This window comes from Nocardia sp. NPDC060255, from assembly GCF_042727395.1.
Taxonomy (GTDB): domain Bacteria; phylum Actinomycetota; class Actinomycetes; order Mycobacteriales; family Mycobacteriaceae; genus Nocardia.
Genome location: NZ_JBHXAU010000001.1, coordinates 1,165,999 through 1,184,000, shown reverse-complemented (window position 1 = coordinate 1,184,000; position 18,002 = coordinate 1,165,999). Strand labels below are relative to the sequence as shown.

Below are 18,002 nucleotides of genomic sequence, written 5' to 3'. Positions count from 1 at the left end.
CGCCGGAGCTGGGTCAGCGACAGGCTTGTAGCAGAGCGGTCGCCATGGCGGCGATGCCCTCGCCGCGACCGGTGAGTCCGAGGCCATCGGTGGTGGTGCCGGAAACCGAGACCGGGGCGCCGAGCAGCTCGCCGAGCAGTTGCTGGGCCTCGTCGCGGCGCGGTCCGATCTTGGGTCGATTGCCGATCACCTGGACCGCCGCGTTGACGATCTCGAAGCCCGCCTCGCCGAGCAGCCTGCGCACTTCCTTCAGCATGGCAGCGCCGGAGACGCCCGCCCATTCCGGGCGGTCGGTGCCGAAGACCGAGCCGAGGTCACCGAGCCCCGCCGCGGACAGCAGTGCGTCGCAGAGTGCGTGGGCGGCGACGTCACCGTCGGAGTGTCCGGCGCAGCCGTCGTCGCCGTCGAAGAGCAGTCCGGCCATCCAGCATGGGCGGCCCGGTTCGATGGGGTGGACGTCGCTGCCGATGCCGACTCGCATATTCACTGGGCCACCGCCCGGCGTAGGTCCGCGCCGTCGAGCACCGCGTGTGCGAGCAGCAGGTCGAGCGGGGTGGTGATCTTGAAAGCCAAGGGGTCGCCGGGGATGGTGTGCACCTGGGTGCCGAGCAGTTCGACCAGCCCGGCGTCGTCGGTGGCTTGCACACCCTCGGACAGGTAGGCCGAGCGCAGCAGTTCGCCGGCGAAGCCTTGCGGAGTTTGGATGGCGCGCAGTTGCGCGCGGTCCGGCGTGCCGGTGACCGCGCCCGCCGCGTCGACGGACTTGATGGTGTCGGCGACCGGAAGCGCGGGGACCACGGCGAGGTGGCCGGCGCGCAACTCGGCGGCGACCCGGGCGATGAGCTCGGGCGGGGTGAGGGCGCGCGCGGCATCGTGCACGAGGTAGTAGGCGGCCTCGGGTGCGGCGGCGAGACCTGCCCGCACCGAGTCGATGCGTTCGGCGCCGCCGACGACCACGTGTACCGAATCCGAGGGCGGCAGCAGGGCAACGGCGCTCTCGACGAATTCGGCGGGAACCATAACGATGATCCGGTCGACCGCTCCGGAGGCGATCAAACCTTCGACGGCGAGTCGGACCATAGGGCTGCCGCCGACCGGGACGAACGCCTTGGGTGTGGCTTCACCCAGGCGGACGCCGCGACCGGCGGCAGGCACCAAAGCAACGACGGTTCCGTCGGTGAGACGAGCACCGTTGTCGAGTTTGTTCACGGTCAGGAAGCCGCGGCGAGGACCTCGTCCAGCAGCGTCTCGGCCTTGCCGTCATCGGTCCCCTCGGCGAGCGCGAGCTCACCGACGAGGATCTGACGGGCCTTGGCGAGCATCCGCTTCTCACCGGCGGACAGGCCGCGATCCTGCTCTCGACGCCACAGGTCGCGGACGACCTCGGCCACCTTGTTCACATCGCCGGAGGCGAGCTTCTCCAGGTTGGCCTTGTAACGGCGGGACCAGTTGGTCGGCTCCTCCGTGTGCGGCGCGCGCAGAACCTGGAAGACTCGATCGAGACCCTCCTGGCCGACGACATCACGTACGCCGACGTATTCAGCGTTCTCTGCGGGAACCCGAACAGTCAGATCGCCTTGGGCGACCTTCAGGACCAGATACTCTTTTTGCTCACCCTTGATGGTGCGAGTCTCGATAGCTTCGATCAGCGCCGCTCCGTGGTGGGGGTAAACGACGGTGTCTCCGACCTTAAAAATCATGTGTCCCGTGCCCCTTTCGATGTTCACAGTTTAACATGCGACTCGGTAACGGCGCGATCAACTGTGCAGGTCAGGGCCACAACGAGGCAGCGGTGGGGCTTGACAACGACCGCCCGGTGTGCATTATGTTGTGCCAGAACGGGTTACCTCCCCGCACTGCCCCCGAACCAGCCCCCCGACCCGAGCGGGCAGTGCGTCCGCGATCCGCCGATGCTCGACCGATCTGTTACCAACCGACCCGCGAGTCGCGAGCCCCGGCTCTCGGTCTGCGACGGGAACTACTACGCTGCCTAGTTATTACTCTCCCTTGCGGAGTGACCCGGTCGACATGGAGGGACAACCCGTGACTGCCCTGAAAGCTGTGACCGCCCTGAAGAAGGCGCGACGTCGCATGGTGCCGGTTGCCGCACTCGCCGCAGGTGCGGCGATCGTGCTCGCCGGCTGTAGCTCGGGCCAGATCTCGCAGACCGCGGACCAGGTCGCCGCGATCAACGGCAACCACGCCGACGTCGGCAAGATCGCGCTGCGCAACGTGCACATCGTTTTCCCGGCCCAGGGCACCGAGTACAACAACACCAAGGGCGGCAAGGCGGTCATCGCGCTGTCGATCATCAACAACAGCCCGTCGGTGCCCGACGAGTTGACCAGCCTCACCACCGATCTCGGCACCGTGAAGATCACCCCGGCGGCCGGCAAGTCGACGGTGGAACTGGCGCCGCAGCAAACCGTGGTCGCGGCCACCAAGCCGGTCAAGTCCGCGACACCCGCGGGCGACACGCACGGCGCGGCGCCGACCAGCGCGGCCGCACCGACGTCGGCCAAGCCCGACGCGCACGCCGACGTGGCCGAGGCGACCACCGATCCCGAGGCGCACCCGATCCTGATCGAGATCACCGGGCTGACCAAGGACATCACGCCGGGCCTCACCTACAACGTGGCGTTCAACTTCAAGCAGAACGGCACCGTCCAGGTCCAGGTGCCGGTGGACGCGGGCACCTCCGAGCGGCACGAGTCGGACAAGTCCGGCGCGGCCGAGGCCGAGCACACCGGCGGACACTGAACACACCTGCGGACAACGGGGCGTATAGCCCTCTTACGGAGACGGCTGCCACACCCGACGGGTGCGGCGGCCGTTCTTTTCCTCCGACATGTTGTCGGAGGCGGTACGTAAGGTGCGCGTGTGGCAAAGACCAGGTCGATCTTCCGGTGCTCCGCCTGCACGCACGAGGTCGCCAAGTGGGTGGGTAAGTGCCCCGACTGCGGCGCGTGGGGCACCGTCGACGAGGTAGCCGTCGCGGCGACCGGTGCGGGCGCCCCGGCCAGGCGCGCGATGCTGCCGAGCACGGCCGCCGCGCCGATCTCCAGCATCGACTCGCAGATCACCAGGGCGAATCCGACCGGGGTCAGCGAGCTCGACCGGGTGCTCGGCGGCGGCGTCGTCCCCGGCTCGGTGGTGCTGCTGTCCGGCGAGCCCGGCGTCGGCAAGTCGACGCTGCTGCTCGAGGTCGCGCACCGCTGGGCCCGGCAGCACGATGCCAAATCGCTCTACGTCACGGCGGAGGAATCGGCGGGCCAGGTGCGGCTGCGCGCCGACCGGACCGGCGCGGTGCACGAAAGGGTGTATCTGGCCGCGGAATCCGATCTTTCGATCGTGCTCGGGCACGTCGAGCAGGTGCAGCCGACGCTGCTGGTGGTCGACTCGGTGCAGACCATGCTGGCGCCCGAGGTGGACGGCGTGATCGGCGGCGTCACCCAGGTGCGCGCGGTGACCTCCGCATTGACCTCGCTGGCCAAGGCGAGCGGGATCGCGGTGCTGCTGGTCGGGCACGTCACCAAGGACGGCAATGTGGCGGGCCCGCGCACGCTGGAACACCTCGTCGATGTGGTGCTGCAGTTCGAGGGCGACAAGAACTCGGCGCTGCGCATGGTGCGCGGCATCAAGAACCGCTTCGGCAGCGCCGACGAGGTCGGCTGTTTCGAGCTGCACGAGGACGGCATCGCCTGCGTGGACGACCCCTCCGGCCTGTTCCTGCACCATCGCACGGATTCGGTGCCGGGAACCGCCGTCACGGTGGCGATGGACGGCAAGCGACCGCTCGTCGCCGAGGTGCAGGGCCTGACGGTGGAGACCGAGATCCCGAATCCGCGCCGCGCGGTCAGCGGCCTGGACTACAACCGGGTCGCGATGGTGCTTGCCGTGCTGCAGAGCCGCGGCAAGGTGTTCGTCGGCAAATCCGACGTGTACGCCGCGACGGTGGGCGGCATGCGCCTGCTGGAGCCTGCCGCCGACCTGGCCATCACGCTCGCCATCGCCAGCGCCAATTCCGAGGTGGCGATTCCGGCGGGCTGGGTGATCCTCGGCGAGGTCGGCCTGGCCGGCGAGGTGCGCAAGGTGACCGGACTCGAACGCAGGCTGGCCGAGGCCGAACGGCTCGGCTTCACCACCGCGCTGGTACCGCCCGGCTACGCCCCGCTCAAGCGCGGCGGCATGAAGATCCACGAGGTGGCCGACGTGCGCTCGGCCATCCGCATCACCGGCACGCGAAAGCGGCGCGCGGCGAAGGAGGAGAAGGAAGTGGCACCCGATTTCTAACGGGCCCAACCGAATCCGGGGCGGCTCAGGCGGGCGTCAGATTGAACGGTTCCGGCGAGCTGTGCAGCGAGCCGAACTGCGCGATGACCTGGTACGCCCCGGCGGGCACCGGCACCCGCTCGCCGACGCAGCCCTGCTGCGAGGTGGTGCCGGACCAGCGCACCGTGAACAGCGCCTGCTCACCGGGTTTCAGGTTCCGCTGGTTCGACTCGTCGACGGGCGAGCAATCCGAACTCGTCCAGAATCGGCGCTGGCCGTCCAGCGACAGCACCGACGCCTGGATCTGCGCCAGGTTCATGTCCCGCTGGCACTGCGCGCTGGAGATGTTGGTGATGACGATCCGGAAGTTCGGCTGCTCGCCGACCCGATAGGTCGGCTGGTCCACACTGATCTTGATGGCCAGCGACTGATCGGGGCACTGCCCCGGGCCCGCGGCCGGTTCGTTCGACGCGGACGGGGAAATACTCGACGTCACCGGCGCGCCGGATTCGCTTGGGCCAGCGGCCTTTGTCGTCGTGACGTCGGCGGGCTTGCTCGACGTCGCGGACGACGAACCGGCCACGACGGGCTTCGTGTCACCGGGCGAGTCGCCGCCACGCGACACCGTCAGCACGAGCCAGATGACCAGCGCCAGCGCGACGACCAGTGCGCCGATCGCCAATGCGCGACGACGCCAATAGATCTCCGGTGGCAGCGGTCCATTCGGTTCCAGCACGCCTCAACGGTAAGGGCACGACCGGGCACGATGACTCATGCGCACGGCGTGTCGAGCCGGAATACGCGATCGTGGCGACGGAATTCCGGCCCGCACGCTGGGCAAACGGCGACGACTCCGGCTCAGGCGAGCTCGCCGATGTTGCCGACGACACGCTGCAACTTCACCTGGCCGTCGGCGAGCTTGTATGTGACACAGGCGATCGCGCATTCGCCGGTCGCCACGCGCTGCGAGATGATCATCGACCGCTGCATGAGCAACCTGCTGGTCTCGACCACGTGCCTGGCCTCCATCTCGTCGACGGTGGACAGCCCCTCCCGGCGGCCGATCAGAATGGAAGGCGTGACCCGCTCGACCACGCTGCGGATGAATCCGCCAGGTACCTCGCCGCCGTCCAGCGCGTCGATGGTGGCCTTCACCGCGCCGCAGCTGTCGTGCCCGAGCACCACGATCAGCGGAACGTTGAGCACCTGCACGCCGTACTCGATCGAGCCGAGCACCGAGCTGTCGACCACGTGGCCGGCGGTGCGCACGACGAACATGTCGCCGAGGCCCTGGTCGAAGATCAGCTCGGCGGCGACCCTGGAGTCACCGCAACCGAAGAGGATCGCGGACGGGTGCTGGCCACTGACGAGCTTGGCTCGGTCGGAGGCGCCCTGGCTAGGATGCTGCAGCGCACCGGAGACGAAGCGGTCGTTGCCTTCGCGCAAAGACTTCCAGGCACTGACCGGATTTGAATCAGGCATACCGACCATTGTGCACAAGGCTCGAGTTACCAGCGAGTTCGTTTGGTTACGGGTCGGCAAATACCGGCTGGCGGCAGTAGGACAGGAACCGTGAGGAAAGCACCGAACACCATCGATGCCGACGTGTTGCTCGACTGGTACGAGGAGACCGCGCGCGACCTACCGTGGCGCCGCCGCGAGGTCACCGCGTGGCAGATCCTGATGAGCGAGATCATGCTGCAGCAGACGCCGGTGGTCCGGGTCGAGCCGATCTGGCGCGAGTGGGTGGCGCGCTGGCCGGTGCCCTCGGCGATGGCGGCCTCCTCGCAGGCCGAGGTGCTGCGCGCGTGGGGCAAGCTCGGCTATCCGCGCCGGGCGCTGCGGCTGCACGAATGCGCGCGGGTGCTCGCCGCGGAGCACGGTGACGAGGTGCCGGCCGACGTGGACGTACTGCTCGGCCTGCCCGGCATCGGGGCGTACACGGCGCGGGCGGTCGCGTGCTTCGCCTACGGACAACGAGTTCCGGTGGTGGACACCAACGTTCGCCGAGTTGTCGCTCGGGCGGTGCACGGCCGTGCGGAGGCGGGTAATCCGTCGTCGCGTGATCTGCCGGAGACGGAAGCTCTACTGCCGCAACAGATCGATCGTGCGGCGGTGTTCTCGGCCGCGTTGATGGAGCTGGGTGCGACGGTGTGCACGGCGCGCACACCGGACTGTTCGCGCTGCCCGCTGCCGAGTTGCGCGTGGGTCGCCGCAGGCCGTCCCGTTTCCGAAATCGTCCGTCGCACACAGAAATACGAGGGCACCGACCGCCAAGCGCGCGGTAGGTTGCTCGATGTCCTGCGCGGCGCGACGGGACCGGTGGAGCGGGTGAGTCTCGACCTCGCCTGGCCCCTCGATCCCGGCCAGCGAGCCCGGGCTCTGGACTCGCTACTGGTGGACGGCCTGATCGAGCAAACCGTCGACGGTCTCTTCGCGCTCGCCGGTGAAGGCGGCAACTAGACGTTCAGCACGCGGCGGAGGAAGCGCTCGACGGCTTCCCGGTACTGGCCGGGCTGGTCGTCGTGCACGAGATGCGCTGCGCCCGAGACGAGTACGTGCTCGGCATCGGGATGTGCCTCGGCCATCTGACGCATCTGGCCGGCCGGGGTGATGGTGTGTTCGCCCTCGAGCAAGAGCGCGGGCACCCGGATGGCGTGCCACTGCGGCCAGAAGTCGCGGCTCCCCCACTCCTCGGAGATATCGCGGAACGTCGCGACCGACCCGTGCAGCCGGTATCCGTCCGGGCCGTGCTCGAACGAGTTGAGGAAGTACCGACCGGCGACCGGCCCGAAGAACCTCAGCACCGCATTCGCATCCGGAAACGGTTGCGGCCACGCCTCGATCATCGCCGCCCAATTCGCGGCGGTCCGGCCGGTGAAATCCGGGGCGATGTCCTCGACCACCAGCGCGCGCACCCGATCGGGGTAGGTCGCGGCGAACACCCAGCCGTGCAGCGCGCCCATCGAATGCCCGATCACCACCATGGGCTCGGTGATGCCCGCGGTCGCGGCGGCCAGATCGGCGACGAACGCCTCGGTGGTCAGCTCGGCCGGCGCCGGCCTGCCGTGCCCGGCGGCGTCGAAGGTGTAGACGTGGCCGTAGTCGCGCAGCCAGTCCAGCTGATCGTGCCAGGTCCTGGCACTGCCCATCAATCCGTGCAGCAGCAGGATCGGCACACCCGCGCCACCTTCGTCGTGCAACACCCCGCTGATTCTGCCCGGCGCGCCCCGGCCGTGCGCGGTGCCCCCGATATGGCCCATACCGGACGGACGCTGGCGGGTCGTATTGTCGAGCCCATGGCTGTTGTGAAGATCAACGCGATCGAGGTTCCCGAGGGCGCGGGCCCCGAGTTGGAGAAGCGGTTCGCCCACCGTGCGCACGCGGTCGAGGGCTCCCCGGGTTTCCTCGGCTTCCAGCTGCTCCGGCCGGTCGCCGGTGACAAGCGGTACTTCGTTGTCACCCAGTGGGATTCGGAAGAGGCGTTCACGGCGTGGCGGGACGGGCCCGCGCGCGAGGCGCATGCGGGCGAGCGGCGGCAGCCGGTCTCCACGGGCGCGTCGCTGCTGGAATTCGAGGTCGTCATCGACGTGGCCGCGAAGCCTGCCGACTGACCTGTCGAGCACTGCCGGGCGGGCTGACTTGCCCGGCGACTCGCCCGACATCAGGGCGGGCCCCTGCTGTCGTGTTGACGGCGGGTGCTTCCAGGTGTCACAGTTCGGATGACAAAACGCGAGGGTGATGCGGTAATCCGGTGAAATTCCGGAGCGGTCGCGCCACTGTGTTCCATGCACCGAGTCCCTGGGTGCCGGATAGCCAGACACCGGCTCCTTCGCAACCCATTCGACGGGACGCGCATCCCTAGGAGGACTCGCATGGCTATCGCGCATTCGCCGAGCCGGGCAACCGATTCACTGGCCACTGTGCTCGTCACAGTAGGTGTCGTTCTACTCGCACTGCTCACGCTGTACCTGGTCGGCTTCGATCAGGGCGTCATCTCGCGCAGCGGGATGTACCTGCATGAGCTGATGCACGACGGACGTCACCTGCTGGGGCTGCCGTGCCACTGATTGGTTCCCTGAAGACCCTTTTGTTGCGCGGCCTGCTAGCCGGTCTCATCGCAGGCTTGCTGGCCGCCTCGGTCGGCTTCTTCATCGGCGAACCGAAGGTCGATGCCGCCATCGCCATCGAGGAGGCCGGTAGCGCGGCCGCCGCGGATCATCCGCACGGCACGGAAGCGGAAGCGACCAACGGGCATTCGCACGGCGACGAGGAAGAACCGCTGGTCAGCCGCACCGGCCAGAAGGCGGGGCAGTTCCTCGCGCTCGGCCTGGCCGGTCTCGCGCTCGGCGCCATCTTCGCCTCCGTCGCGCATTTCGCCCGCCGCTACACCACGCTCTCCGGGCCGAAACTCGCGCTCGGCATCGGGCTCGGCGGCTGGGCCGCGATCGTGGCCGTGCCGTTCTTCAAATATCCGGCGAACCCACCTGCGGTCGGTGATCCGGAGACGATCAACCAGCGCACCCTGCTCTGGGTGGCCGCCGTGCTGCTCGGCCTGGTGGCCGTCGGCGCGAGCGTGTACGTCTACAAGTTGCTGCGCGGTCAGCTGAGCACGCTGCGACTGATCGGTGGGCTCGCCGCGTTCGTCCTCGCGACAGCGGCGGGTTACATCCTGCTGCCGGGCATCAACGAGGTGAAGGCGGACTTCCCGGCCGCGCTGCTGTGGCAGTTCCGGGCGTCCTCGCTGGCCGAGACCGCGACGCTGTGGGCCTGCCTGGCCCTCGGCTTCGCCGCGCTCAGCGAATTCGCCACGCGCAGTGATACTCCGGTACGAGAGTCGATCGCTACCGCGGGCTGATCCGCATCCGGAAGACGCAGGGCAGTGTCGGTGTCATGACCGGCACTGCCCTTTCCTTTTTGCCCGCACCGCTGCGTTCGGGCGTACCCGCACAACCACCGCGCGCCGTCCTCGTCGCGTTCGTCGGCCTCGTCGTCGCCCTGCTCGCCGGCGTCGCCGAGGCGATCGAGCAGTCCGCGCTGCTACTGGAGCGCGACGAGGTCGACATAGCGGACCTGACGACCGGGCTGGCCGTGCGGCTCGGGATCTACCTGGTCGTTCTCCTCGTCGCCATCCGAATGACGCACGGCGCCCGCTGGGCCCGCCTGCTGCTGACCTTCGGCATCGGCGTGATCGGGCTGCTCTCCTTGATCATCGAACCGCTCGCGGCGCTGCTCTCCGCGGACAAGTTCGGCGACCTGTTCGCCCACCTCACCATCGAATCCGCGGTGATCGGTCTGTTCCGCACTGTCCATATCGTCGCAGTCCTGATCGCCATCCCCGCGATGTACCACCCTGCGGCCCGCCGCTTCTTTCGCCGGGCCTGACCCATTGCTCACCCGAAATCGGTTGTCACACAAAACTGCCCGGCTCCCGCACCACAGTGCGCGAACCGGGCAGCCTGCTGTACCGAGTTAGACGAGGGCCGCGTCGAGGAGGATGTGGTCGACGCCGGCGAGGGCCTTGCTGACCGGGCAGCCCGCCTTGGCGGCCTCGGCCGCGGCGGCGAAGCCGTCGGCGTCGAGGCCGGAGACCTTGCCGCGCACGGTCAGCTTGATGCCGCTGATCCGGAAGCCACCGGCCGGGTCCGGGCCGAGGGTCACATCGGCACTGACGTCCAGGCTCTCCGGCGTGCCGCCCGCATTACCGATCTGGGCCGAAAGGGCCATCGCGTAGCAGGACGAGTGCGCCGCCGCGATCAGCTCCTCCGGGCTGGTGGTGCCGTCGGCGTCCTCGGCGGAACGCTTCGGGAACGACACGTCGTACTTGCCGACCCCGGAACTGGCCAGCTCGACCTGTCCCGACCCCTCCTGCAGAGTGCCGGTCCAGGCAGTACGCGCGGTACGTGTAGGCATCACGGTCCTTTCGCTGATTATTGGATGCAGCCCGAGCTTAGCCAGCCTGCCGCCCCGCGTCTGCGGGTCGGACTAGAGCGCACTACGAGCAACGTTGGCGCCATTCGTCATTCGGGATTGGTGACCCTGGCGAGCACGATGCCGCCGATGATCAGCGAGAGGGCGAACACTCGGCCCGCGCTGAGCGGATCCTTGTTGAACACGATGCCGAGGCCGATGGCGCCGACCGCGCCGATCCCGGTGAAGATCGCGTAGGCGGTGCCGACCGGCAGCGTCTGCATGGCCCTGGACAGCAGGTACACCGCGGTGACGCCGAGCACGAAGCAGATCACGGTCGGCACCAGGCGGGTGAAGTTCTCCGTCGGTTTGATGCTCTGTGACCAGACGATCTCGACCAGGCCCGCGATGCCCAGGACGACCCAGTTCACGTCAGTACTCCTTAGCGAGATTGCGTGCGGTCTCGAGGGCGAGCGCGTACGACTCGTGGTGCTTGCCGCGCAGGTGGGCCAGCGCGGGATCCTGGCGGGCGTTGGCCAGTTCGGCATTGATGAAAACCGTGTCCTGGACGGCGAAATGGCCCGCGAAGAAGTCGCGCAGGAAGCGCTCCTGGTAGTCGAAGGCGGCCTTCGGCGCACCGGGCGAGTAGGCGCCGCCGCGGGCGGTCGCGACGACGAAACGGCGGTGGCCCAATGACATTCGCGGGAACGTCACCTGATCCAGCCAGGCCTTGAGGGCGGCCGGAATCGAGTAGTTGTACATCGGGGAGCCGATCAGGATGACGTCCGCGGCCAGCACCTCGGCCAGCAGCGGCTCGACGATCGCCCACGCCGCAGCTTGTTCCGGCGTGCGCACCAGCTCACTGAGCCGGCCGAGGTCGGTACTTCCCTGCGCAAGCACCGCATCGCACAGCTCGGTCCACGCCGCATCGATGAACGGGATCGGGTCGGCCGCCAGATCCCGGTAGCGGTAGCCGCCGTCTGGATTCCCGGCTCGCCACGCATCGGCGAATACCGCACTCAGCTCCCGGCTGATCGAGCTGGTGCGGGCGCTCGCATCCAGGTGCAACAACGTACTCATAACTAGACCTCACTCTGTGTTTCCGTGCCGTCGGACGACCAGCGGCCAACTGGACGTCGTGTCCACTTAGTGCCAGATCGACAGTATCGGCAACCGGACACTATGTCCACTTATTCCGGAACTCGGGTACAGTCAGCGACATGACCAGGCACTCAGATCTGCTCAGCGGGCAATCGGCCGCGCCGCCCGAGCGCGCGGACGCGGCACGCAACCGGGCCAAGGTGCTCGCCGCGGCCGCCGAACTGTTCGCCACCCGCGACCCGCGGGCCGTGACGATGGACGACATCGCCAAGGCGGCGGGCGTCGGCCGCGGCACGCTGTATCGCCGCTACCCGGACACGAATTCGATCGCCGTCGCGCTGCTCGACGAACACGAACGAGCGCTACAGGAGCAGCTGATCGGCGGCGTGCCGCCGCTCGGCCCCGGTGCGCCGCCCGCGGCACGGCTGGCCGCGTTCTACGCCGCGATGGTCGAATTGCTGGACGCGCATGCGGATTTGGTGCTCGGCGCGGAGATCGGCGGGGCGCGATTCGCGACGGGCTCGTACGGGTTCTGGCATGCCCACGTGCGGGCGCTGTTGCTGGCGGGCAAGATTCGCGAGCCGGACGCACTCATCGATGCGTTGCTCGCACCATTGGGGGCCGAGGTTTACCAGCAGCAACGCAGTCGAGGCCTGACCTCGGCGCAGATCGCCGACGCCCTCGGCAGGCTCGCCCATGCCGTGCTCGACTGATACGCGAAAGCCGTTGCTGGTTGTCCATCAACGGCTTTCCGCGCTACTCACTCACGCCAGATCGCGCCTGCGCATCAGCCACATGGTGCCCGCCACGAAGAGCGCGATGTAGATCCCGAGCATGATCAGCGACTCGGTCCGCGACAGGATGTCGAACACGCCCGGTGTCCCCGCGCCGACCGTCCGCATCGCTCCCGCCATCGAACCGGCGGCGGTGCCTGGCAGGTGGTCGGTGATGGCCGCGATCGGCGAGAAGATCGACGCCACCCCGCGCAACAGGTTCTCCACCACCAGCACCCACACCAGACCGAGGCCGACGGCCAGCGCCGGACCGCGAGCGATCGTGCCGATCAGCGCGCCCGCCAGCGTCCACATGCCGAGAATCGCGATACCCGTGAGGATTCCGAGCGCCGACTGCCGCAGCGACGGCAGCGCGAGCGACTGCGCCTGGGTCGCGCCGATCAGCGCCGCCACCCCGGTGTCGACGACGAAGGCGGTGAGCACCAGCCCGACCACCACGACGCACAGGCTCACCAGCACCCCGCCCACCGCGCTGATCCGCGACGGTCCCTGGGTGAACACGGTTTTCCAAGTGCCCCAGCCATATCCGCTGCCGGTGGTGAGCGCGCCGAGCACCAGCATCAGCGCGCCGCCGAACATCGCCATGCCCTGGGTGAACACCTCCGGCACCGCGGCGGGCAGCATCTGGTGCAGCAGTGCGTCTTTCGGCAGACCGTTCGACATCCGGCCCGACTCGCCCGAGGTGTAGGCGAGATAGTTGAACAGGTAGGCGAAGGTGAGGTTCAGCAGGATCCAGGTGCCCAGCAGGATCCAGAACGCGGGCCACTTACGCAGCCGCAGCGCCTCCGCCTTCGTGCTGGCCAACAGGTCTTTCACGGTCATTTCGCCACTTCCAGCTGAGTCATCTCGAAAAACACTTCCTCCAGGGACTTTTCGTCGATCCGCAGTTCGAGCAGATCGGCACCGGCCGCGATGACCGCCCGCGCCACCGCGGGCGCGGTGCCGTTGCCCGCCTCGATCCGGATGCCGCTCGACGTCAGCATCGCGGCGCGCTCACCGACCACCTCGCGCACCGCCGGGAACGCCACTTCCAACGGTTCGGCCCGCAGTAAAAGCGATGCGGCGCCGCGCAATTCGGCGACGGTCGACTCGACGAGCAGCTTGCCCCGCGAGATCACGCCGACCCGGTCGCAGATCTCCTGCACCTCGCTGAGCATGTGGCTCGACAGCAGCACGGTGTGCCCGTCGGCCGCGAGAGTGGTGATCAGCTCCCGCATTTCGGCCATGCCCTGCGGGTCGAGGCCGTTCGTCGGCTCGTCCAGAATGAGCAGGTCGGGCCTGCCGAGCAGCGCCGCGCCGACACCGAGACGCTGCTTCATGCCGAGGGAGTAGGTGCGGAACTTGTCGCCGGCCCGGTCGACCAGGCCGACCCGGTCCAACGCCGCCTCGACCTCGGTGCCGCCGATACCGCGGTATTTCGCGAGCACCCGCAGGTTGTCCCGGCCGGAAAGGTAGGGGTAGAAGCCGGGGCCCTCGATGAGAACGCCGATCCGCCGGACCACCTCGGGATCGCCCGGCACGTGCCCGGCCACCGTCGCGGTGCCGTCGCTCGGCCGAATGAGCCCGACCAACATCCGCAGCGTGGTCGTCTTGCCCGCCCCGTTCGGCCCGAGGAACCCGTAGATCTCACCGGCCGCGACACTCATGCTCACGCCATCGACAGCGGCATGCGCCCCATAGCGTTTGGTCAACCCTCGGGTGACCACGATCGAATCTGTCATGCACCGAGAATCCGCCCAGAGCAGGCTCGCCACATCCGCCGCGCGGCGACGGTCGACGTACGTAAAGCGCACTACGCTCTGGCCTTACCTGAGCAATACGTAGCGAGGCGGACGCCGAACTGTGGCGAAGCCGAATAGGCTGCTGTGGGTGAGGGCAGGGATAACGAGCCAGAGCTCGCTGGGATGGGATTGGGGTGTGGCACTTGTTGTTGCCGCGCTCCAAATCGTCGGCGGCACGTTCGCGAATATGAGGATGGGCGAGAATTCCCTCGACATCCTCGGGTACCTGCTACTACTCGCCGGTCCGGTGGCGTTGATCTGGCGACGGTCCCGGCCGATGCCGGTGCTGCTCGTCGCGCTCGGCGCGTGCGCCGCCTACCTGGCGCTCGGCTATGGCTACGGGCCGATCTTCTTCTCGTTGGTCATCGCGTTCCTGACCGCCGCGAGCGCCGGATCTCGCTGGTGGACATACCCACTCGTTCCGCTGGGCTACCTCGTGCTGGTCTGGCCGGTGCCCGAGCTGTTCGGGCGCGGCGCCAATGTGTGGCAGATCTTCGCGCTGATGGCCTGGCTTGCCGTGCTGCTGTGCGTGGTGGAAGGCCTGCGGCAGCGCACCGCGGTACTGGTGGCGCGCAGGCAGCGGGCCGAGGCCGCGCGCCGCGACGAGGAGGCGCAGCGGGAACGGCGGGCCACTGAGGAGCGCCTCGCCATCGCCCGCGAGCTGCACGACGTACTGGCACACAGCCTTTCGCTGATCAACGTGCAATCCTCGGTGGCGCTCGAGCTGTTCGACAAGAAGCCGGAACAGGCCGCCGGCGCGCTGGACGCGATCAAGACGGCCAGCCGGGACGCCCTCGCGGAGGTGCACACACTGCTGCACTCGATCCGAACCGGTGGCACCGTCGCGGGCGAATCCGACGGCGACGAGGACGAATTCATCGACGTCGAGCGCAGCGCGCCGAGCCGGCGGCGCCCGCGCGGCTGGAGCGGACGCAATTCCCCTGGGACCGAACGCGTTCCGGCCGACGATGAGCAATCGAGCAGGGCCGCTGCCGAATCCGCCGAGGCCGAGGCGCGTCCGGCGGCACCGCGTAACCCCGCGCCGAGCATCGCCGAGCTGGACACCCTGCTCCAGCGTGCCCGCGCGGCCGGATTATCGGTGAGCACCAAGATCATCGGCGAACCGCAGCAGCTACCGAGCGTGATCGACGTGGCGGCCGCGCGGATAATCCAGGAGTCGCTGACCAATGTGGTGCGGCACGCGCCGGGCGCGGAGGCCACGGTGACGGTGCGTTACGCGGCGCAATCGGTCGATATCACCGTCGACAACGCCCGCCCGACCGCACCGGCGACGCGATCGGGCACCAGCGGCGGCAACGGGATCATCGGCATGCGGGAACGCACCCACGCGCTCGGCGGCGCGCTCACCGCGGGCCCACGCCCCAGTGGCGGCTTCCGGGTCGCGGCGCGACTGCCGCTGCGGCCGATGGCACCGAGCGAACGCAAGCCGCCGAGCCGATCCGAGGACGCGCCCCGGCCCGACAACGTGCGGCCGATCCGGCCCGGCGACAAAGCGCAGCAGTCCAGCGCGCACGGGCCGCAATAGGAGGCGTGGTGGCGATACGGGTCCTGGTGGCCGACGATCAGGCGCTGGTACGCGGCGGTTTCGTCGCGCTGCTCGAGGCGCAGGACGGCATCGAGGTGATCGGCGAGGCGGACAACGGCGAACAGGCCGTGCGGATGACCCGCAGCCTCCGCCCGGACGTGGTCTTGATGGACATCAGGATGCCGATCCTGGACGGCCTCGCCGCCACCAGGATGATCGCCGAGGACGCCGCGCTGGCCGAGGTGCGGGTGGTCGTGCTGACCACCTTCGAGCTCGACGAGTACGTCTTCGAGGCGATGCGCGCGGGCGCGACGGGCTTCCTGGTCAAGCACACCGAACCGGCCGACCTGGTGCGCGCGGTCCGGGTGGTCGCGGCCGGTGACGCGCTGCTCTCCCCCGGCGTCACCCGCAGACTGATCGCCGAATTCTCCGCACACGCCAAAACACCGCCGCCCGCAACGCTTTCCGAACTCACCGAGCGCGAGCGCGAGGTGATGGTGCTGGTCGCCGAGGGGCTCACGAACGCCGAAATCGGTGAGCGGCTCTTCATGAGCCCCGCCACCGCCCGCACGCACGTCAGCCGCATTCTGATGAAGCTCGGCGCCCGCGACCGCACCCAATTGGTGGTCATGGCTTATGAATCCGGCGTGGTGCGTCCGGGCTGGCAGTGACTACGCGCTACCGGGATTCGACTCTTCGCGCTCCGCATCGGTGAATCCGCCGCGCTTCGCACCGGGCGGCGCGGCCTGCATTCGGGCCGAGTGGGACGCCGACGAGCGGAACACCCGCGAAACACCCTGTGGTGACGCGGCATACGTGATCGAATTGCCCGGATCGAAACCCATCTGGGTGCCGATCTCGACCGCGTCCATATTCGCGCCGAGGAACATGAAGTTCCAGTTGTAAACGTCCTGCTGCTGGGTGATCAGCGATTTCACCGCGGTGTGCGACCACTCCCTGCTCGAATTCTCGTGACCATCGGTGAGCACGACGACAATAACCGTGCCCGGCCGTTCGTGTTCGGGACGTTTCGCGAGCTCCGCGCCGACGTCGGTGACCAGCTTGCCCACCGCGTCGTACAGCGCGGTCATGCCGCGCGGCCGCAGGTCGAGCGGCGGCACCTCGGCGAGCGCACGGCTCGCGTAGACACATTCGTATTCGGTGTCGAACTGCGCCAGCGTCACCTCGATCGTCTTCGGCACCTTGCGCTGTTCCTCGATAAAGGCGTCGAAACCGCCCTCGGTGTCGGACTTTATCGACTGCATCGATCCGGAACGGTCGAGCAGTACGGCTATCAGTGTCAGATCTGGATTTGTCATTCAGCACCCCCGGGTCGGTTCGATGAACCCCATCCAAAGTACCCCGGCATACGCGCTGCGGCGTACGACGAGCAGCGCCGCACGGCCGATGCCGCGGGATGGGCCGGCGGCGCAGGCTTTGTTCATGAACATTTCGACCCGACCCGAGGTCATGACCTTCCTGGCCGACCATTACGACGGTGGCTGGCATCCATGGCCGTTCTTCTGGATTTTCCCGCTGCTGTTCTGGATCACCTTCATCACGCTGGCGTTCTTCGCGCGCCGCCGGTTCATCGGCCGCGAAAGCGGAGTCGGCGCGCTGCGTACCGCGTTCGCCCGCGGCGAGATCACCGAGGACCAGTACCGCAGCCGCCTCGCCGTATTGCGCGAGCCGAAGCGTCCGGCCAAGAGCTGACGGGAGACCAGCATGAGCTTGAAATTCGGCATTGTCGTCACCCCGCGCTCCGGCGCCGAATGGGCCACCGCCACACGGGATGCCGAGCAGCAGGGCTATCGGACGATCCTGCTGCCGGACACGCTGAACACCGCATCGCCGTTCCCGGCGCTGGCCGCCGCGGCGGCGGTCACCAGCACGGTCCGGCTGCGCCCCAACGTGCTCGCCGCCCCGCTGCGCACCGCAGCCGCTACGGTCCGGGAAACCGCAGCCCTGCAACTGCTTTCGGACGGACGGTTCGAGCTCGGCATCGGCTCCGGCCGGCCGGACGCCGGCGCGGAGGCCGAACGCCTCGGTATGCCATGGGGTTCCGCCGCCGAACGCCGCGCACAGCTGGCCGACACCATCGCGGCGGTCCGTGCGGCGGTCGACCCGGCCCCGCCGGTCATCGTGGCCGCTAGCGGGCCTCTAATGCTCGCCGCGGCAGCGGAATTCGCCGATCGAATCCTGCTCGCCGCCGGTCCGCAGGTGACCGAGGCCGAGCTGGCCGACATGGTCCGCATCGTCCGCGACCATACCGACCGGGAAATCTCGTTCAGCCATCAGCTGATCGGGATCGGCGACCGGCTGCCGTATTGGACGAGTAAGCGGCTCGGCCTCAGCACGGACGAGTTGCGGGCGGCGGGCGCGGCGGGAGTTCTCGACGCGGATCCGACCGCCGCCGCCGAGGCGCTCGAAATCCGAAGGGAGAAGCACGGAATCGACGAGGTGCTCATCCCCGGCGAGCTGTCCGACGCCTTCGCCGCGGTGCTCGCGCACTTCGCGACTACGGTCGACGAACAATAGCCCGCACTCCGGTGCCAACGGAAAAGGCCCGCCTCCCAAGGGAAGCGGGCCTTTCTCGTG

Annotated in this window: 24 protein-coding genes and 1 riboswitch; of the genes, 12 read left to right on the top strand and 12 right to left on the bottom strand. The window is 68.5% G+C overall.

Annotated features, from left to right (window positions below):
- Nucleotides 1–13: 13 nt before the first annotated feature.
- From ispF to carD, 3 genes are read right to left on the bottom strand one after another with little or no spacing between them, the layout of a single operon-like run.
- Nucleotides 14–481: a 2-C-methyl-D-erythritol 2,4-cyclodiphosphate synthase gene (gene ispF / locus ACFWF1_RS05470; RefSeq protein WP_357380339.1), complete on the bottom strand. Its 468-nt coding sequence runs from the start codon at nt 479–481 to the stop codon at nt 14–16.
- Nucleotides 482–483: 2 nt separating this feature from the next.
- Complete coding sequence (ispD, locus tag ACFWF1_RS05465; protein WP_379281995.1) at nt 484–1,209, bottom strand: 2-C-methyl-D-erythritol 4-phosphate cytidylyltransferase; 726 nt, start codon at nt 1,207–1,209, stop codon at nt 484–486.
- Nucleotides 1,210–1,211: 2 nt separating this feature from the next.
- The gene (carD, locus tag ACFWF1_RS05460; RefSeq protein ID WP_011206964.1) at nt 1,212–1,700 is read right to left on the bottom strand and encodes an RNA polymerase-binding transcription factor CarD; all 489 of its coding nucleotides are present in this window, start codon (nt 1,698–1,700) and stop codon (nt 1,212–1,214) included.
- Nucleotides 1,701–2,043: 343 nt separating this feature from the next.
- Here carD and ACFWF1_RS05455 point away from each other — a divergent pair, with 343 nt between their 5' ends.
- Complete coding sequence (locus ACFWF1_RS05455) at nt 2,044–2,760, top strand: hypothetical protein (RefSeq protein WP_379281994.1); 717 nt, start codon at nt 2,044–2,046, stop codon at nt 2,758–2,760.
- A gap of 120 nt (nt 2,761–2,880) precedes the next feature.
- Entirely contained in the window at nt 2,881–4,293 is a 1,413-nt protein-coding gene (radA, locus tag ACFWF1_RS05450; RefSeq protein ID WP_379281993.1) for a DNA repair protein RadA, read from the top strand.
- Nucleotides 4,294–4,318: 25 nt separating this feature from the next.
- Here the strand turns inward: radA and ACFWF1_RS05445 are convergent, their stop codons facing one another.
- Both ACFWF1_RS05445 and ACFWF1_RS05440 read right to left on the bottom strand, forming a co-directional pair.
- On the bottom strand, nt 4,319–5,008 hold the full coding sequence (locus ACFWF1_RS05445) for a hypothetical protein (protein ID WP_379281992.1): 690 nt from the start codon (nt 5,006–5,008) through the stop codon (nt 4,319–4,321).
- Between the two features lie 122 nt (nt 5,009–5,130).
- Nucleotides 5,131–5,754 carry a carbonic anhydrase gene (locus tag ACFWF1_RS05440; protein ID WP_379281991.1) on the bottom strand — a complete coding sequence of 208 codons (624 nt, stop codon included), beginning with the start codon at nt 5,752–5,754 and terminating at the stop codon, nt 5,131–5,133.
- Between the two features lie 90 nt (nt 5,755–5,844).
- On the opposite strand from ACFWF1_RS05440, the gene ACFWF1_RS05435 reads away from it, so the two are divergent.
- Entirely contained in the window at nt 5,845–6,735 is an 891-nt protein-coding gene (locus tag ACFWF1_RS05435) for an A/G-specific adenine glycosylase (protein ID WP_379281990.1), read from the top strand.
- Here ACFWF1_RS05435 and ACFWF1_RS05430 read toward each other — a convergent pair.
- Entirely contained in the window at nt 6,732–7,478 is a 747-nt protein-coding gene (locus tag ACFWF1_RS05430) for an alpha/beta fold hydrolase (protein ID WP_379281989.1), read from the bottom strand. The two genes, ACFWF1_RS05435 and ACFWF1_RS05430, sit on opposite strands and share 4 nt — an antisense overlap.
- 93 nt (nt 7,479–7,571) lie before the next feature.
- Here ACFWF1_RS05430 and mhuD point away from each other — a divergent pair, with 93 nt between their 5' ends.
- From mhuD to ACFWF1_RS05410, 4 genes are all read left to right on the top strand, one after another.
- Nucleotides 7,572–7,886 carry a mycobilin-forming heme oxygenase MhuD gene (gene mhuD / locus ACFWF1_RS05425; protein ID WP_379281988.1) on the top strand — a complete coding sequence of 105 codons (315 nt, stop codon included), beginning with the start codon at nt 7,572–7,574 and terminating at the stop codon, nt 7,884–7,886.
- Between the two features lie 77 nt (nt 7,887–7,963).
- Nucleotides 7,964–8,119: riboswitch (cobalamin riboswitch) on the top strand.
- 28 nt (nt 8,120–8,147) lie between these two features.
- Nucleotides 8,148–8,342, top strand: a complete 195-nt coding sequence (locus ACFWF1_RS05420; protein ID WP_039794710.1) for a CbtB-domain containing protein — start codon at nt 8,148–8,150, stop codon at nt 8,340–8,342.
- A complete protein-coding gene (locus ACFWF1_RS05415; protein WP_379281987.1) occupies nt 8,333–9,130 on the top strand; it encodes a CbtA family protein in 798 nt (265 codons plus the stop codon). Before ACFWF1_RS05420 ends, ACFWF1_RS05415 begins: the two co-directional genes overlap by 10 nt.
- A 35-nt stretch (nt 9,131–9,165) precedes the next feature.
- A complete protein-coding gene (locus tag ACFWF1_RS05410) occupies nt 9,166–9,657 on the top strand; it encodes a hypothetical protein (protein WP_379281986.1) in 492 nt (163 codons plus the stop codon).
- Between the two features lie 87 nt (nt 9,658–9,744).
- Here ACFWF1_RS05410 and ACFWF1_RS05405 read toward each other — a convergent pair whose 3' ends face one another.
- The 3 genes from ACFWF1_RS05405 to ACFWF1_RS05395 all read right to left on the bottom strand — a co-directional run bounded on the left by ACFWF1_RS05405 (nt 9,745) and on the right by ACFWF1_RS05395 (nt 11,262).
- The gene (locus ACFWF1_RS05405) at nt 9,745–10,185 is read right to left on the bottom strand and encodes an OsmC family peroxiredoxin (protein WP_357379738.1); all 441 of its coding nucleotides are present in this window, start codon (nt 10,183–10,185) and stop codon (nt 9,745–9,747) included.
- A 107-nt stretch (nt 10,186–10,292) separates the two neighbouring features.
- The gene (locus ACFWF1_RS05400; protein WP_379281985.1) at nt 10,293–10,613 is read right to left on the bottom strand and encodes a DMT family transporter; all 321 of its coding nucleotides are present in this window, start codon (nt 10,611–10,613) and stop codon (nt 10,293–10,295) included.
- Nucleotide 10,614: 1 nt separating this feature from the next.
- Nucleotides 10,615–11,262 carry an FMN-dependent NADH-azoreductase gene (locus tag ACFWF1_RS05395; protein WP_379281984.1) on the bottom strand — a complete coding sequence of 216 codons (648 nt, stop codon included), beginning with the start codon at nt 11,260–11,262 and terminating at the stop codon, nt 10,615–10,617.
- A 140-nt stretch (nt 11,263–11,402) separates the two neighbouring features.
- On the opposite strand from ACFWF1_RS05395, the gene ACFWF1_RS05390 reads away from it, so the two are divergent.
- On the top strand, nt 11,403–11,996 hold the full coding sequence (locus tag ACFWF1_RS05390) for a TetR/AcrR family transcriptional regulator (RefSeq protein WP_379281983.1): 594 nt from the start codon (nt 11,403–11,405) through the stop codon (nt 11,994–11,996).
- Nucleotides 11,997–12,047: 51 nt separating this feature from the next.
- Here ACFWF1_RS05390 and ACFWF1_RS05385 read toward each other — a convergent pair whose 3' ends face one another.
- Nucleotides 12,048–12,899, bottom strand: coding sequence for an ABC transporter permease (locus tag ACFWF1_RS05385; RefSeq protein WP_379281982.1), 852 nt, complete (start codon nt 12,897–12,899; stop codon nt 12,048–12,050).
- Nucleotides 12,896–13,798 carry an ABC transporter ATP-binding protein gene (locus ACFWF1_RS05380; RefSeq protein ID WP_379281981.1) on the bottom strand — a complete coding sequence of 301 codons (903 nt, stop codon included), beginning with the start codon at nt 13,796–13,798 and terminating at the stop codon, nt 12,896–12,898. Before ACFWF1_RS05380 ends, ACFWF1_RS05385 begins: the two co-directional genes overlap by 4 nt.
- Nucleotides 13,799–13,994: 196 nt before the next feature.
- Here ACFWF1_RS05380 and ACFWF1_RS05375 point away from each other — a divergent pair, with 196 nt between their 5' ends.
- Complete coding sequence (locus tag ACFWF1_RS05375; RefSeq protein WP_379281980.1) at nt 13,995–15,404, top strand: sensor histidine kinase; 1,410 nt, start codon at nt 13,995–13,997, stop codon at nt 15,402–15,404.
- A gap of 8 nt (nt 15,405–15,412) precedes the next feature.
- Nucleotides 15,413–16,075, top strand: coding sequence for a response regulator (locus tag ACFWF1_RS05370; RefSeq protein WP_379281979.1), 663 nt, complete (start codon nt 15,413–15,415; stop codon nt 16,073–16,075).
- Here the strand turns inward: ACFWF1_RS05370 and ACFWF1_RS05365 are convergent, their stop codons facing one another.
- The gene (locus ACFWF1_RS05365; protein ID WP_379281978.1) at nt 16,076–16,723 is read right to left on the bottom strand and encodes a VWA domain-containing protein; all 648 of its coding nucleotides are present in this window, start codon (nt 16,721–16,723) and stop codon (nt 16,076–16,078) included.
- Between the two features lie 124 nt (nt 16,724–16,847).
- Here ACFWF1_RS05365 and ACFWF1_RS05360 point away from each other — a divergent pair, with 124 nt between their 5' ends.
- Nucleotides 16,848–17,117, top strand: a complete 270-nt coding sequence (locus tag ACFWF1_RS05360; RefSeq protein ID WP_379281977.1) for a hypothetical protein — start codon at nt 16,848–16,850, stop codon at nt 17,115–17,117.
- Nucleotides 17,118–17,129: 12 nt separating this feature from the next.
- Nucleotides 17,130–17,942, top strand: coding sequence for an LLM class flavin-dependent oxidoreductase (locus tag ACFWF1_RS05355; protein ID WP_379281976.1), 813 nt, complete (start codon nt 17,130–17,132; stop codon nt 17,940–17,942).
- Nucleotides 17,943–18,002: the final 60 nt, after the last annotated feature.